The organism is Halomonas halocynthiae DSM 14573, from assembly GCF_000425725.1.
GTDB lineage: Bacteria > Pseudomonadota > Gammaproteobacteria > Pseudomonadales > Halomonadaceae > Halomonas > Halomonas halocynthiae.
In genome coordinates, this window is sequence record NZ_KE384440.1 from 35,336 (window position 1) to 49,683 (window position 14,348).

General features: G+C 55.3%; 14 protein-coding genes. 12 read left to right on the forward strand and 2 right to left on the reverse strand.

What is annotated here, in order from left to right; translation table 11 throughout:
• The first annotated feature begins 146 nt into the window (after window positions 1–146).
• From nrdR to lon, 9 genes are all read left to right on the forward strand, one after another.
• Window positions 147–662, forward strand: coding sequence for a transcriptional regulator NrdR (gene nrdR, locus H616_RS0109275; RefSeq protein WP_027967120.1), 516 nt, complete (start codon window positions 147–149; stop codon window positions 660–662).
• Window positions 663–679: 17 nt separating this feature from the next.
• Complete coding sequence (ribD, locus tag H616_RS14630) at window positions 680–1,807, forward strand: bifunctional diaminohydroxyphosphoribosylaminopyrimidine deaminase/5-amino-6-(5-phosphoribosylamino)uracil reductase RibD (RefSeq protein WP_051234171.1); 1,128 nt, start codon at window positions 680–682, stop codon at window positions 1,805–1,807.
• Window positions 1,808–1,928: 121 nt separating this feature from the next.
• Complete coding sequence (ribBA, locus tag H616_RS14635; RefSeq protein WP_035572975.1) at window positions 1,929–3,119, forward strand: bifunctional 3,4-dihydroxy-2-butanone-4-phosphate synthase/GTP cyclohydrolase II; 1,191 nt, start codon at window positions 1,929–1,931, stop codon at window positions 3,117–3,119.
• An 82-nt stretch (window positions 3,120–3,201) separates the two neighbouring features.
• Entirely contained in the window at window positions 3,202–3,699 is a 498-nt protein-coding gene (gene ribH, locus H616_RS0109290) for a 6,7-dimethyl-8-ribityllumazine synthase (RefSeq protein WP_027967121.1), read from the forward strand.
• Window positions 3,696–4,193 carry a transcription antitermination factor NusB gene (nusB, locus tag H616_RS0109295; protein ID WP_027967122.1) on the forward strand — a complete coding sequence of 166 codons (498 nt, stop codon included), beginning with the start codon at window positions 3,696–3,698 and terminating at the stop codon, window positions 4,191–4,193. The genes ribH and nusB overlap by 4 nt, the downstream gene beginning before the upstream one ends.
• Window positions 4,194–4,203: 10 nt before the next feature.
• A complete protein-coding gene (gene thiL / locus H616_RS0109300; RefSeq protein ID WP_027967123.1) occupies window positions 4,204–5,157 on the forward strand; it encodes a thiamine-phosphate kinase in 954 nt (317 codons plus the stop codon).
• The gene (locus H616_RS0109305) at window positions 5,154–5,627 is read left to right on the forward strand and encodes a phosphatidylglycerophosphatase A family protein (protein ID WP_027967124.1); all 474 of its coding nucleotides are present in this window, start codon (window positions 5,154–5,156) and stop codon (window positions 5,625–5,627) included. Before thiL ends, H616_RS0109305 begins: the two co-directional genes overlap by 4 nt.
• A 55-nt stretch (window positions 5,628–5,682) precedes the next feature.
• Window positions 5,683–6,900, forward strand: a complete 1,218-nt coding sequence (locus H616_RS0109310) for a DUF945 family protein (RefSeq protein WP_027967125.1) — start codon at window positions 5,683–5,685, stop codon at window positions 6,898–6,900.
• Window positions 6,901–6,992: 92 nt separating this feature from the next.
• The gene (gene lon / locus H616_RS0109315) at window positions 6,993–9,518 is read left to right on the forward strand and encodes an endopeptidase La (RefSeq protein WP_027967126.1); all 2,526 of its coding nucleotides are present in this window, start codon (window positions 6,993–6,995) and stop codon (window positions 9,516–9,518) included.
• 50 nt (window positions 9,519–9,568) lie between these two features.
• Here lon and H616_RS14640 read toward each other — a convergent pair whose 3' ends face one another.
• Window positions 9,569–10,321 carry an SDR family NAD(P)-dependent oxidoreductase gene (locus tag H616_RS14640; protein WP_051234173.1) on the reverse strand — a complete coding sequence of 251 codons (753 nt, stop codon included), beginning with the start codon at window positions 10,319–10,321 and terminating at the stop codon, window positions 9,569–9,571.
• Between the two features lie 131 nt (window positions 10,322–10,452).
• On the opposite strand from H616_RS14640, the gene H616_RS0109325 reads away from it, so the two are divergent.
• From H616_RS0109325 to H616_RS0109335, 3 genes are all read left to right on the forward strand, one after another.
• Entirely contained in the window at window positions 10,453–11,430 is a 978-nt protein-coding gene (locus H616_RS0109325; RefSeq protein ID WP_027967127.1) for a TAXI family TRAP transporter solute-binding subunit, read from the forward strand.
• A 68-nt stretch (window positions 11,431–11,498) separates the two neighbouring features.
• Window positions 11,499–13,268 carry a TRAP transporter permease gene (locus tag H616_RS0109330; protein ID WP_027967128.1) on the forward strand — a complete coding sequence of 590 codons (1,770 nt, stop codon included), beginning with the start codon at window positions 11,499–11,501 and terminating at the stop codon, window positions 13,266–13,268.
• Window positions 13,269–13,317: 49 nt separating this feature from the next.
• Entirely contained in the window at window positions 13,318–13,641 is a 324-nt protein-coding gene (locus H616_RS0109335) for a peptidylprolyl isomerase (RefSeq protein WP_476729711.1), read from the forward strand.
• Between the two features lie 5 nt (window positions 13,642–13,646).
• Here H616_RS0109335 and H616_RS0109340 read toward each other — a convergent pair whose 3' ends face one another.
• Window positions 13,647–14,207, reverse strand: coding sequence for a hypothetical protein (locus H616_RS0109340; RefSeq protein WP_027967130.1), 561 nt, complete (start codon window positions 14,205–14,207; stop codon window positions 13,647–13,649).
• Between the last annotated feature and the right edge of the window lie 141 nt (window positions 14,208–14,348).

Below are 14,348 nucleotides of genomic sequence, written 5' to 3' on the forward strand. Positions count from 1 at the left end.
CAGTAGAGGATTAGCGGGGTATTATGTCATTCGAGTTTTCTGACTATTGCGTCAGTATGCCGCAGCATCGCCAGTGCTGTGCTCATTGGCTGTGAACCGTTACAATGTGGTGACTTTTTTCGTTTTTGATGCGAGAGCACGGTTTTATGCACTGTCCCTTTTGCGGCGGTAATGATACACGCGTCACCGATTCACGGTTGGTCGCAGAGGGTGACCAAGTGCGTCGGCGACGGCAGTGCGCGTCTTGTGGCGAGCGCTTTACAACGTATGAAGCCGCTGAGCTTGTGATGCCTCGGGTCATCAAAGCGGATGGTTCGCGCGAGCAGTTCAATGAAGCCAAGTTACGTGACGGCATGTTGCGTGCGCTGGAAAAACGGCCGGTTGAAGCTGAGGCTATCGAAGCGGCTGTAGAGCGTATTCGCCAGAGTCTCAGAGCTCGGGGCGAGCGCGAAGTTCACGCACGAGATGTCGGTGAGGAAGTAATGCAGGCTCTCGAGCGCTTGGATCATGTGGCCTATATCCGCTTTGCCTCGGTGTATCGCAGCTTTCAGGATATTAATGCCTTTCGTGCAGAGATTGATCGTCTCGCTCAGGAGCCTTCTGTAAGCCGTGACGAGTCTGCGCGGCAACCTAGTGTTGATGATACAGGGTCGTCACAGTGACTGTGCCTGAGCAATGGATGTCCCGCGCACTCATCTTGGCGCGCCGAGGGCTTTACACCACGCAGCCTAATCCGCGGGTGGGTTGCGTGCTGGTGCGTGATGGTCACTGCGTGGGGGAAGGGTGGCATGAGCGTGCTGGCCAGCCGCATGCTGAGATCAATGCGCTAGCCATGGCTGGCGATGCCGCAAACGGTGCGACCGCTTATGTCACGCTGGAGCCTTGCTCGCACTATGGTCGTACTGGGCCCTGTGCCGATGCGTTAGTCGCTGCTGGTGTGACACGAGTGATTGCTGCCATGCAAGACCCTAACCCTCAGGTGGCGGGGAATGGTATGGCGCGTCTTAAGGCTGCAGGCATTGAAGTGCAAGTTGGCTTGCTGGAAAGTGAGGCGCGTGCGCTGAATGCTGGGTATATTCGTCGTATGAGCGGGAAGCTACCGTTTGTGCGGTTGAAAATGGCCATGAGTCTAGATGGGCGCACTGCCATGCAGTCTGGGGAGTCTCAGTGGATCACGGGGCCTTTTGCGCGGCGCGAAGTCCAGCGCTTACGTGCCCGTTCCTGTGCGGTGATGAGTGGTGTGGACTCCATTATTGCGGATGATTCTCGGCTAACTGTTCGCGCTGAACAGCTGGGCCTGGCTGACGCTGAGCCACGTGTTTGTCAGCAACCGCTACGGGTGATATTGGACAGCCGTTTGCGTTTACCGCCGAACGCCGCGTGTTTGCGTGAGCCGGGAAGAACTCTCATCGCAACGTGTGAGGGGTACGAGGTTGAACGCCGCGCTCGCTTGGAGGCAGCTGGGGCTGACCTTGTGGTGTTGCCAGCAGGCAGTGATGGACGTATTGATCTTGCCGCGCTGCTAGCGCATTTAGCACGGTGTGAGCAGGTCAGCGAGGTGTTGCTGGAAACGGGTGCCACGCTCGCTGGCGCCATGCTGGACGCGCAGCTTGTTGATGAAATGCAGCTGTTTGTTGCCCCTATGCTGCTAGGTGGCGATGCTCGCCCTGTTGTGGAGCTACCCGGCTTAACGCGTATGGCGCAACAGCGACCACTGGAAATACGTGATATTCGCGCGTTGGGCAACGACTGGCGTATTACGGCGGTACCCTGCCCCTGTTTGGGCAGCGAGCTATCTAGGGAGTGAGTGGCTAGGGAGTGACTGGCGTCATCGGTCGCACCGCGATACTCTGATTCGTTTTTTTAAACGCGCTTTCGAGACACAAAATTTTACCCTGCCGGTGTCGTGCAGAAGCAATGGAGAATTCATGGAGAACTCCTCCACGGGGGGAATGGCCCCTATCGCTGATCTAATTGAGGACATTCGCCAAGGGCGAATGGTGATTCTGGTTGATGATGAAGATCGCGAAAATGAAGGTGATATCATCATGGCTGCCGAAAAGGTCGAGGCCGAGCATATCAATTTCATGGCGCGTCATGCCCGTGGGCTGATTTGCTTGCCGATGACCCGTGAGCGCTGCCAGCAGCTCAAGCTACCGCTGATGGTCACTGACAATGCGTCAGGCTTTGGCACGAAGTTTACTCTGTCGATCGAAGCGACTGACGGCGTGACTACGGGCATTTCTGCTGCTGACCGAGCGCGTACGGTTCAGGCTGCTGTGGCGCGTAATGCGCGTGCAGAGGATATTGTTCAGCCTGGGCATATTTTTCCGCTGATGGCAGAGCCGGGTGGTGTGCTACGTCGGGCTGGGCATACAGAGGCCGCGTGTGACCTGGCCGAGTTGGCTGGGCTAGAGCCTAGTGGTGTGATCTGTGAAGTCATGAATGACGACGGCAGTATGGCGCGACGTCCTGAGCTTGAGCAGTTTGCCCATGAGCATGGTATCAAAATGGGTACCATCGCTGACCTGATTCATTACCGGATCCACAATGAACAGACCGTTGAGCTGATAGAGTCGCTGCCGGTGCAGACCGCTCACGGCGATCTTGAACTGCATGTGTTCCGCGATCGCATTCAGGGAATTCACCATCTGGCGTTGGTTAAAGGGCGGCCTACGCCTGACGCCTTGACGACGGTGCGTGTTCACCTGGCGAATGTGATGCGAGACTTGCTGTCTCTTCAGCATGGTGAGAGTTCTGGCTGGGCGGCCAGTGCCGCTTTGGCTGATGTCGCCAGCTCGGAGCAGGGCGTTTTTGTGCTGCTGGACGATGGCCGCCCCTCCCAGGATCTGTATGACCTGCTTGATGTGTTTCTTGAGCGTCGCCGCGTCGCACGTAGCAGCGAGGTCGATGGTACTGGCAACTTCATGACCATTGGCACCGGTTCACAAATTTTGCGTGAGCTGGGTGTGGGCCATATGCGTTTGCTCAGTTCACCCTGGAAATATTCGGCGCTGTCCGGTTTCGGTCTTGAAGTCGTGGAGCGCTATGAGCCGGAAGACCTACAGGAAGGCTCCTTGCAACGTAGCTCGTCAGACAAAAGCGACAGCGACGCCTAATGGCGCCGACTGTTAACAGAATTCAGTGCTGCCTGCTCGTGGGTGGCATTGGCGCGTGACCGATTAGATCAGGAAAGAGACCATGCAACCGATTTCTCAGCTCGAAGGCCGCTTCATTGAGGTAGATGGCCGATACGTCATTGTGGTGGGGCGCTTCAATCATCATGTGGTAGACAGCTTGGTAGAGGGCGCGATTGATAGCCTGACCCGCCATGGTGTGGATGAGCAAAATATCGATATCATCCATGTACCAGGTGCCTGGGAGCTGCCACTGGCCGTGAAGCGTACCCTGGAAGTGGTTCAACCCGACGCGGTTATTGCGCTGGGCGCCGTTATTCGAGGTGGTACGCCGCACTTTGAATATGTGGCGGGTGAGTGCAATTCGTCGCTGAGCCGTCTGCAGCTGGACTTTGATACTCCGGTAGCGAATGGCGTCCTGACCGTCAACTCCATCGAGCAGGCTATCGAGCGCTCAGGCACTAAGGCGGGTAATAAAGGGGCTGAGGCAGCGATGGCGGCCATGGAAATGGTCTCTTTGCTGCGTCAGTTTGAAGGCGCTCGCGAGGGAGACGACCGATGAGCGAGTCCCGTCGGCCTTCCAAGAGCCAGTTGGCTCGCCGTGCGGCCCGTGAACTAGCCGTACAAGGGTTGTATCAGTGGCAAATGACCGGTAAGTCGATCAGTGCGGTTGAAGCGGAATTCCGCAGCCAGGTTGCCGATGATGATCTTGAAGATCATGAAAACTGGCATAAGGTGATGGAGATTGCTGACCTGGCCATGCTGCACCTATTGATGCAAGGCGTGGCTAAGCATCGTGATGCCTTGGACGACGGTATCGCTCCGCTACTTGATCGCCCGTTGGGCGAATTAGATGCTATTGAACTTGCCATTTTGCGGCTTGGTGCTTTTGAGTTGGGCTACCGTTTGGAGGTTCCCTACCGAGTGGTGATTAACGAGGGTGTTGAGCTGGCCAAGTCATTTGGCGCGACCGACGGGCACCGTTACGTCAATGGCATTCTTGATAAGCTTGCCGCCCGTCTGCGTGCCTCTGAGGTTGCTGCGCGTCGGCGCTGAGGCGTAGCTTATGCTAGGTGAATTTGACCTAATACGCCGTTATCTGGCACCTGAGTCTCAGTCCTCAGCCGAAGGCATTGTACTGGGTCCGGGGGATGATGCGGCGCTATTGATGCCCTCACCAGGACAGCAACTCGTGGTGAGTGTCGACACCTCTGTTGCGGGAGTGCATTTTCCGCCTGACGCACCGGCGCAGGCTATCGGCCACCGTGCCTTGGCAGTTAGCTTAAGCGACTTGGCAGCCATGGGCGCGACGCCTCGCTGGTGCCTGATGTCGTTAACGCTGCCACACGCTGATGCCGACTGGGTAGCGAGTTTTGCTTCTGGCTTTCATGCGCTTTGTCAGGCGAGTGGTATTCACCTAGTCGGTGGTGATGTTACGCATGGTGAGCTGGCTATCGGCGTAACAGTGATGGGAGAAGTGGCGGTCGGTGAAGAAATGCGGCGCAGTGCTGCCCAGGCAGGGGATCTGATCGCCGTGACTGGTGCGTTGGGCGGCGGAGCCGGAGGGTTGTCTGCTTGGCAGGCCGGCAATCGTAATTTGGACTCCCCCTTGTTGGCGCGTTACCTTTTGCCTCAGCCTCGCATTGCGGCGGGTTTGGCATTGCGTGGGCTGGCGACGGCTGCTATAGACGTTTCTGATGGATTAAGTGCTGATTTGCGTCACCTGTGTGACGCGTCATGTGTTGGTGCTGAACTAGATATTAGTTCCATGCCACTGGCCGACGGGCTAGTTGAGACCTTAGGAGAGAGTGCGGCTTGTCAGGCGGCTCTTGGTGGTGGTGATGACTATGAACTGCTGCTTGGCCTACCGCCTTCCGCGCTGAACGTGGCCAGGCAGCGTCTTGACGCGCTGGCACTGGAACTGACGGTTATCGGTCGTTTTACCAGTACGCTGGGGGTAACAGGCGTCGATCCCGAGTGGTTGACAGGCTGGCAGCATTTTTCGGGAGATAAGCCATGAATCGCGCACCACAGACAATCTGGCGACGCCCCACTCACTTTTTGGCGTTTGGCCTTGGTAGCGGTGCTGCCCCATTTGCTCCGGGTACCGTTGGTACCGTGGCTGCTATTCCCTTCTATTGGTTGATGGCAGACCTGCCGCTGGGCTGGTATCTGGCAGTGATTCTGGTCACTTTCGTGTGGGGAGTGTGGCTGTGCGAGAAAACCTCCCGAGACCTGGGGGTACATGATCACTCAGGAATTGTCTGGGATGAGTTTGTTGGTTATTGGTTAACCATGACGGCCGTGCCATTTTCCTGGGAGGCTGCCTTGTGGGGATTTGTCGTTTTTCGTATTTTTGATGTTATCAAACCTTGGCCGATTCGTTGGGCAGATCGGCGGGTTACTGGCGGTTTTGGCATCATGATTGACGATATCATGGCCGGTGTTTATGCCTGGAGCCTGATGCATCTTTGGTTCTGGTTGCACTGAGCCAGGGGGCATGTGCTGTTATTCGTAACCAACGCTCGCGAAAGGGGAGAGGGTCATGCGCATGGAGCGGCTGGTAGTTCCGCTACTTTCGCTGCTGGCGTTAATCTGGGCGGTAGCTCAGACCATGGCAGGAGTGTTTTTTGAGCGTGAGTTAACGCGCGCCATTGCTGATCTTCAGGCGAGAGGTGAGCTGCTGATCTACCGGTCCGAGGTAGATAATGGCTGGCTTGCATCGCGAGGCGTGTTGCATGTGTCTCCGTTGCTAGACAACGGCTGGCACATCGACATTCCTTATCGAGCGCGGCATGGCATCTTTGATACGTACCTTGACGGTACATTGCAGCCGCATCCTGACGAGGGCAAAGCGGTAGTCTCTGGCGGCCAGTCGCTGCATTGGAAAGCTCGCTACCACATGCTGGCTGGTACCTTTGATGGCGCGCTGGAGCTGCCCCCCATCGAGTTGCGTCAACACGGCAGCCGCTTGGAAATGAAGGGGGGGCGCGTTGCATTTCGCGGCGGCTTTGGTGATTGGCAGGTGCGTGCCCGGTTAGAAGCTGTGCGCCTTATGGATGGTAAGCGCCGCTTTGAAGGTGGGCCATTTGTTCTTGAAAGTCGTTATGCCTACACTCAGGGAGCCCACCATTTTTCTCAGCATGACCACCTCCGGCTTTCCAACCTGCGCTGGATACAGCCTGACCTGACGTTAGCTGCTGGAGAGGTCACTCTGAGCAGTATGACCACGCTTGATGAGTCAGAGCTGCGTGTACATAGTGAGCTGGACCTAGGCCAGATATATGCTGCTGGCGAGGTTCTGTTGGCGGGCAGTGTTAGTGCGGAGCTGTCACGTCTTAAGGCTGACGCGCTGCGTGCGTTATTCCATCAGTTGCGTCATCAAACAACAACGCGTCAAGGCGCTTCCGCACAGGAGCTGGCAGATAATCTGCGCTGGCTCATGAAAGACTCGCCGAGACTGGACATTCTTGATGTTAATATCGATAGCCCTATGCTGGGCGCCAGCCTGACAGGTAGTGGTGTGATGGTGTTCGATACCGAGGGTCTGGAAGAACTTGATCCATTGGCATTGTCCACCAACGCAGAGCGCACTCGTTGGTGGAACCAAGTTGATGGTGATTTCCTGTGGCGCAACTCTCCCCCAATGGCTGCGCTGTGGCTGGGGTTGCCGCTTGGAACGCAAGAGCTGCAATTTGATGTAGTGAGCGGGCAGTTAAGAGTTAATGGCCGCCCCCTGCCTGACGTTCTCCATTGGCGTTGATGACTTGAAGTTCGTTCGTTGTGCCCGCATTGCTTGTGTATCTGGGAGGCGGGGCTTTGCTCCCTCACATATACGCTGGCTAAGAGGTAGAGATGAGCGACGATCGGCAGCGCAACGACCAAGAAGACCTCGATACTTCCTTGAGTGACGACGGAGGTAGCGACGAGAATAGTGTAGAGAGTACGTCGTTTGATGAAGAACATAAGAGTGACTCTGAGCATCACAGCGCTAGTCATGAGGTAGTACCGGCCAGCGAAGCGCTGCCCGAGCAAATCTATCTGTTACCGATCCATAATCGTCCTTTTTTCCCGGCCCAGGTGCAGCCTCTGGTAATTAACCGTGAGCGCTGGGAAGACACCGTTCGGCTGGTTGGGAATACGTCGCATCATATGGTTGGGTTGGCCTTTGTTGGTGATGGCGATGAGGCCGAAATTCAGGATCACGAGCAATTTCCTACGATGGGCACTGTGGTTAAAGTGCATCGCTTGCAGGGTGAAGACTCGCAGATGCAGTTTATTGCCCAAGGTAGACGGCGCTTCAAGATTCAGCGCTGGATATCACGCAAGGCGCCGTACCTTGTCGAGGTGACATACCCTCGGGAACCGGTGGATGCAGAAGATGATGAAACCCGTGCTTATGCCATGGCATTGATCAATGGCATCAAGGAACTGCTGCCGATCAACCCATTATATGGTGAGGAGCTAAAGCATTATCTCAACCGCTTTAGCCCCCATGAGCCAGGCCCTCTGACGGACTTTGCGGCGGCGATTACCTCGGCCAAAGGAGTGGAACTTCAAGATGTCTTGACCACGCTGCCGGTGATGGCGCGAATGCAGAAAGTGTTACCGCTACTGCGTAAGGAAATTGAAGTTGCCCAGTTGCAGAGCGACATCAGCGAGCAGGTCAATGCCCAGATGGAGGAGCATCAACGGGAGTTTTTCCTGCGTGAGCAGCTCAAGGTGATTCAACGCGAACTGGGCATTTCCAAAGACGACCGTGATAGCGATCTTGATACTTTTCGTCAGCGTCTTGAAGGTAAGGTGGTCCCCGATCGGGTAATGGAGCGCATTGAGGAGCAGTTTGACAAGCTCGCGATGTTAGAAATCGGCTCGCCGGAATACGGCACCACGCGGCAGTACCTTGATTGGCTAACCGCTATGCCTTGGGGGGTAACCAGTGACGACCAGCTTGATCTGCCTCAGGCGCGTAAGGTGCTTGACCGTGATCACGATGGCCTCAAAGACGTTAAGGAACGTATTGTTGAGTTTCTTGCTGAGGGAACTTTTAAGGGCGATGTTGGCGGCTCGATCCTGTTGCTGGTTGGCCCGCCAGGGGTTGGTAAAACATCCATAGGGCGTTCGATTGCCGAGGCGCTGGGCCGAGAGTTTTTCCGTTTCTCGGTAGGCGGCATGCGTGACGAAGCCGAGATCAAAGGTCATCGGCGAACTTATGTTGGCGCTATGCCGGGTAAGCTGGTTCAGGCGATTAAGGATGTGGGTGTCGAGAACCCTGTGATTATGCTTGATGAAATCGACAAAATGGGGCAGTCATTTCAGGGCGATCCCGCTTCGGCGTTGTTGGAAGTGCTTGACCCTGAACAGAATGTTGATTTTCTTGATCACTATCTCGATGTGCGTTTGGACTTGTCCAAGGTGCTGTTTGTCTGCACAGCCAATACGCTGGACTCGATTCCGCCTGCGCTGCTTGACCGTATGGAACAGATTCGTCTGGCGGGGTATATCGCTGAAGAAAAAATGGCCATCGCCAAGAATCACCTGTGGCCGAAACTGCTAGAGCGTAGCGGTATCCCCAAAAAGCGTATCAACCTGACCAAGGCGGCCTTGCATCAAGTGATTCAGGGCTATGCGCGTGAAGCCGGCGTGCGCCAGCTGGAAAAGCAGCTACACCGCATTGTGCGTAAAGCGGCAGTCCAGCTGCTGGAAAATGGTCAGCACGATGACGATAAGGCTGTTAATGACGGGGCATCAAGTGGCCAGCACATGGTCAAAGTCTCGATCAATAACCTCGAAGAGTTTCTTGGTGCGCCGCTGTTCCGCAAAGAAGCCGTGATGAAGGGGGAGGGCGTGGTGACAGGGCTGGCCTGGACCTCGATGGGGGGGGCTACGCTGTCGGTCGAGGCGAGCAAGGTGCACTCGCTGGAGCGTGGCTTCAGACTGACGGGCCAGCTGGGCGATGTCATGAAGGAGTCTGCCAACATTGCTTATAGTTACGTGATTGGTCACTTAGACGCATATGTTGATAACGCCGACTTTTTCGACAAAGCCTTCATACATTTGCATGTGCCAGAGGGCGCTACACCAAAAGATGGCCCCTCTGCGGGGGTGACAATTGCCACCGCACTGCTCTCCTTAGCGCGCCAGCAGCCCATTGGCCGCCCTCTGGCAATGACCGGTGAACTGACATTAACCGGTCATGTGCTACCAGTGGGTGGGATTCGTGAAAAAATCATTGCGGCTAAACGTAGTGGAATCAGTGAGATTATTCTGCCCGAAGCCAACCACCGAGATTATGATGAGCTGCCGGATTACCTTAAGGAAGGGATGACAGTGCACTTTGCTGGGCGCTATGCGGATGTGGCCAAGGTCGTTTTTGGCTAATAGTTAGCTAGTACAGATAGTCGGTGAACGCCTCGGTGGTGTCAGTGAGCCTAGATAGCGCTGCTGGCACCGCCATCAATAACAAGTGTTTGCCCCGTGATGAACGTATTGGCGGGGTACATCAACTGCTTTACTGCAGCGGCGACTTCGTGAGCGGTTGAAACGCGCCCCAGTGGGGTGGCTGATTGCCAGCGTCGCCGTGATTCAGAATTGGCATCTTGCATGCCGGAGCTGACCGGCCCTGGTGCCACGGCATTCACAAGAATGCTTTGTGGGCCAAGCTCTACTGCTAAGGCGCGGGTCAGAGACAGAATTGCCCCCTTGCTCATAGCGTAAGCCGTACGCTCAGTGCCGGTGCGTAACCCATGGGCTGAGGCAACGTTGACGATGCGTCCGCCGCCGTTGTTTACCAATAAGCGTGTGGCGTGCTGCAGGGCGATAAAAGGTCCGCTAACGTTGGTTTCCATCACTCGGTGAAGATCGCTTGCAGACGTTTCAATAAAGCTTCCTCGGTGGATTACGCCGGCAGCATTAATACAGGCATCAAGCTTGCCAGGTGCTGCACCGAGCTTCTGGAAGGCGCTCTCGATACTGTTATGGTCGCGCAGATCGCATGGCAGAAAGCGTGCTTTTTCTGGGTGATTTTTTTCCAATGAGGTAAGTGCTGTGTGACGCTCTTGCAAGTCAAGTAAGTAAACGTAGTGACCGTTTTCTAGCAATGATTTGGCGATGATGCTACCAATACCGCCAGCCGCTCCGAGTAATACAATATGCTGTGCTGCTATGGCCGATGTGGCTGTCATGGGAAGAGGGTTCCTCAAGTCGCATTCCTTGGCGATAAAATCTGGCATTATAGCGAGTTAGCAGACCAACGGATGATTTATCCCTGGATTGTTGTTGTGAACTCAGCCACTGGCCATACAAGGAAAAAGCCATGTCTCGTTTCTCTCGTACTCTTTCTCGTACCTTGCTGGCGTCGGCCACCGCGGCCCTAGTGGGGGCTGCATCGTTGCAAGCGATGGCAGAAACGCGTGTGACCTATAAATCCGCCTCAGCGGGCACTGCGTATTACCAGATGGGGGTTGAGCTTTCCGAGGCCATCCGGCAAGGCACTGATGGCGACGTGGTATTGACCTTAGAAGAAAGCCAAGGCTCTGTGCAAAACGTCATGGAAGTGATGGCGCGTCAGGGAAATTATGTTTTTACCACGCCTCCGGCTTTGGTGCAGAGTGCGTTGGATGGTGACGGACCTTTTGCTGATCGCCAGAGCCCACGTTTTCAGGATATTCGAGGGCTGTTTCCGATTCCTGCGATTACCATGCATTTTGTCGTTGCTGATGACGCAGGTGTCGTGAGCCTTGATGATCTGGCTGGTAAAGAGGTGCTGATTGGCCGAGGGACTTTTGGGGCCCGGGAAGCTGAGCGTTACCTGACAATGTTTGACCTGATGGAGCGCATTGAGGTTGCCAACGCCAGTGTTGGAAGTGGGCCGGATGCGCTCAAGAACGGTCAGATTGACGCCTTTGTTACGGCCAGCTCGTTCCCAACACCTAACGTTATTGAAACGGCGGCCAGTATGCCGGTGAGTCTTGTCAGTTTGAGCGATGAGCAGATCGAGCAAAGCGGCGCGGCGCGTCAGACCATTCCTGCAGGGACCTATGCGGGAATTGATGAAGACGTCGCTACGACGTCGCTGCCGGTGATTGCTTATACAACAGCAGCCATGTCTGACGACACGGCCTATGAGCTGACCAAAACGTTTTGGGAAAAACGTACAGATATGGCAGAAGAGTCGCCTTGGTGGGGCGGTATCACTCATGACATGGTTGGCAATATTGCAGGCACCCTGCACCCCGGTGCCATCCGTTATTATGACGAAGCAGGCATCGAAATTCCTGACCACCTTCGCTGATTTTCTACCACGGGTAGCATCAACGCACAGTTTGTCGTTGGCGGCTGCCCGTATGACTGGCTCTTCTCATGTTTGAATCTGATACTCGTCCGCATTCGGTTTGGGTCGTACTGGGTGCGGTGACCGTGATATTTCATCTCGGTCTGATTTTTTATGGGCTGACGCCCGCTCTGGTCAGCAGGCCAATACATATGGCGCTGATACTTCCTTGGGTGTTGATTTTGGCAGCACGCACCCGCTTTGCGCGGTGGAGTGGTTGTGTACTGACGGTGCTCGGTATTCTTGCCTGTGCCTATATCGTCATCAACGAGCAGGCTCTGGCTGATCAGTACGGCTTTATTGATACGCCATTGCAGATGGTGATTGGGATTTTTTTGATCCTGCTGGCGTTGGAAACCGCGCGTCGGGCGATTGGTTGGCCACTGCCGCTGGTCGCGCTGCTGGCATTATTGTATGCCGCGCTGGGCGAGCATGTGCCAGGCCAGTTTGGTCATCCAGGGCTGCCGTTACCGAGCCTCGTGGGTACCCTGACAATAACCGAGGGCGGCCTGTGGGGTTCGTTAACTGGCGTTAGTGTCGGTGTGGTATCCATTTTTGTTATTTTTGGCGCGGTGCTCAACGCCGGTGAAGCGGGGCGTGGCTTCATGAATCTTGCTGGGGTCATGGCGGGGCGCTTGAAAGGGGGCGCGGCCAAGGTGGCAGTGATTTCCTCGGCGTTGATGGGGTCTATCTCTGGCTCAGCGTCAGCTAATGTGGCATCAACCGGTGCTATTACTATTCCTAGTATGGTGCGGCTGGGCTACCCTCGTGCGTTAGCGGGTGCCGTTGAAGCGGTGGCCTCATCTGGAGGGCAAATCATGCCGCCGCTGATGGGAGCGGGTGCTTTCGTCATGGTGGAGCTAACGGGCACGCCCTATACCCAGATTATGGCGGCAGCCTTGTTGCCCGCCGTGCTGTACTTTGCCACGGTATGGGTTGGCATTAATGCGTATGCCACGCGCGATGACCTCAGCCCAGTCGCTGAGGCGGATCGCCCCAGTCGCCGTGATGTGCTGATTACCTCGCTGTTTTTTGCTGTGCCCTTTGTAATATTGCTGCAGCTGATCTTTATCGGTGGCTATACGCCGCAGTATGCGGCGAGCTTGGCGATATTTGCTGGCATGGCGCTGCTGTTGGCTGATGCGAATTTGCGTATTTCGCTGCGTGGCTTTGCTGCTCGAATGACTCAGGCGCTTCTCACGGCTGGCCGACAGGTGGCGGTGATCGGGGCTATCATCATCTGTGCTTCGCTAGTGATCGGCGTGTTGGCTATGACAGGGCTAGGCGTCAAAATCACCTCTGGCATTCTCTCGTTATCTGGCGATATGTTGTGGCCAGCACTATTGCTGACGGCGGTGGCGTGTTTGGTGCTGGGGATGGAGGTGCCAACCACTGCGGCTTATGTCATTTGTGTTTCGGTGGCGGGTCCCGCGCTAACGTCTCTTGGGTTGGATCTGTTGTTGGCACATTTGTTTGTTTTCTGGTTTGCGCTGCTTTCCACCATTACGCCACCCGTTTGCGGTGGGGTGTTCATTGCTGCTGGTATGGTGGGGGAGAACTGGCTCAAGGTAGCACTCAAAGCGATGGCACTGGGCATTGGGCTCTATATTATTCCGCTGGCGATGGTGGCGAATCCAGAAATTATTCAGCTGGCGGCTGATCCGTTTGGTGCTGTATTAAGCGCGATTAAAATTGCTGTTGGCCTGACAGGTATTTCTTATGGCGTTATTGCTCGGCGACCGCTCTGGATGCGGGCGTTATTGGTGTTAGCGGGAATGCTGGCCATTTTTGTCATTTAAGTAGTAAAAATAGTGAGCGCTAATGCTGAAGGCACAGGATGAATATCCCATGTTAAGCTTGCCGCTCATTCCATTTAGTAATGCGGAGAGCATCATGACTCAAGCTAGCGCGCGCCATATTCTGGTTGACGATGAAGCCAAGTGTGAAGCGCTGAAAAAAGAAATTGAAGACGGCCGTGATTTTGCTGCGGTAGCGAAAGAGCACTCTAACTGCCCTTCTGGGCGTCAAGGAGGAGAGCTGGGCACTTTTGGGCCAGGACAGATGGTGCCAGAGTTCGACAAAGTGGTATTCAGCGGTGAAGTGAACAAGGTTCATGGTCCGGTGAAAACTCAGTTCGGTTATCACCTGCTGGAAATTACTAGCCGCAGCTAAGCGGTTTAGATGACTCTGGGGTCGTCATTGGGCAAGGGTTGGGTGCTGAACAGTATCCAGACGTCCAGTGCCGGCCCCAAATTTTTGATCAAACGAAGCGTTTCCGGGTGGCGTTGCTGTGTCTCCAGCGCACAAATGCCGGCATCGAACTGAGCGCTCAATAAGCCGTTTGCAACATCAACAATAGTGGGCATCTCAACCTGTTCTGCAAAGGCAGATAAGTCGGTGTAGTGGCGGGTAGCTGGTTGTAGGCCGACGCGGGTCGGCAGCGTTGCTGAGTGGCGAGCCAATAGAGCCAGTGGGCGGCTGCCAGCAATGAAGGTATCTACTGGAAAAGCGCGGTGCATGAAGCGCCCTACGCATTCGCTATGGCTGACATGCGCTGAGCACTGAAGAACTCGGTCCACTTTTCCCGTTAGTAAGGCATCAAAGGCGGCGTTAAAGTTGTTAAATAGCTGGATACTGGAAGGGGCGCTGGTAGGCGGCGTGTTGTGAGTATGGCGTAGGTAGCGCTTGAGCACCAATTCATGGTTGCTACCGGTTGGGCCTAGTGTGGCATATCGCATATTTGCTCCGGCAAGCCGCTTGGTCAGTGAGGTCGGTTAGGTTTCAATAGTGGCATGAGATAATGAAAAACGCTCGACGGTATCAACCGTCGAGCGTTTCGCATTCGCCTTGTTGGGCTATTGCTGCTACGCCGAGTCGGG

Coding starts and splice junctions, on each gene's coding strand:
- H616_RS0109305 (WP_027967124.1), top strand. CDS start 5,154: ATGAATCGCGCACCACAGACAATCTGGCGACGCCCCACTCACTTTTTG.
- H616_RS0109325 (WP_027967127.1), top strand. CDS start 10,453: ATGTCTCGTTTCTCTCGTACTCTTTCTCGTACCTTGCTGGCGTCGGCC.
- H616_RS14640 (WP_051234173.1), bottom strand. CDS start 10,321: ATGACAGCCACATCGGCCATAGCAGCACAGCATATTGTATTACTCGGA.
- ribD (WP_051234171.1), top strand. CDS start 680: ATGTCCCGCGCACTCATCTTGGCGCGCCGAGGGCTTTACACCACGCAG.
- H616_RS0109330 (WP_027967128.1), top strand. CDS start 11,499: ATGTTTGAATCTGATACTCGTCCGCATTCGGTTTGGGTCGTACTGGGT.
- H616_RS0109335 (WP_476729711.1), top strand. CDS start 13,318: ATGTTAAGCTTGCCGCTCATTCCATTTAGTAATGCGGAGAGCATCATG.
- lon (WP_027967126.1), top strand. CDS start 6,993: ATGAGCGACGATCGGCAGCGCAACGACCAAGAAGACCTCGATACTTCC.
- ribBA (WP_035572975.1), top strand. CDS start 1,929: ATGGAGAACTCCTCCACGGGGGGAATGGCCCCTATCGCTGATCTAATT.
- H616_RS0109340 (WP_027967130.1), bottom strand. CDS start 14,207: ATGCGATATGCCACACTAGGCCCAACCGGTAGCAACCATGAATTGGTG.
- nrdR (WP_027967120.1), top strand. CDS start 147: ATGCACTGTCCCTTTTGCGGCGGTAATGATACACGCGTCACCGATTCA.
- nusB (WP_027967122.1), top strand. CDS start 3,696: ATGAGCGAGTCCCGTCGGCCTTCCAAGAGCCAGTTGGCTCGCCGTGCG.
- H616_RS0109310 (WP_027967125.1), top strand. CDS start 5,683: ATGCGCATGGAGCGGCTGGTAGTTCCGCTACTTTCGCTGCTGGCGTTA.
- ribH (WP_027967121.1), top strand. CDS start 3,202: ATGCAACCGATTTCTCAGCTCGAAGGCCGCTTCATTGAGGTAGATGGC.
- thiL (WP_027967123.1), top strand. CDS start 4,204: ATGCTAGGTGAATTTGACCTAATACGCCGTTATCTGGCACCTGAGTCT.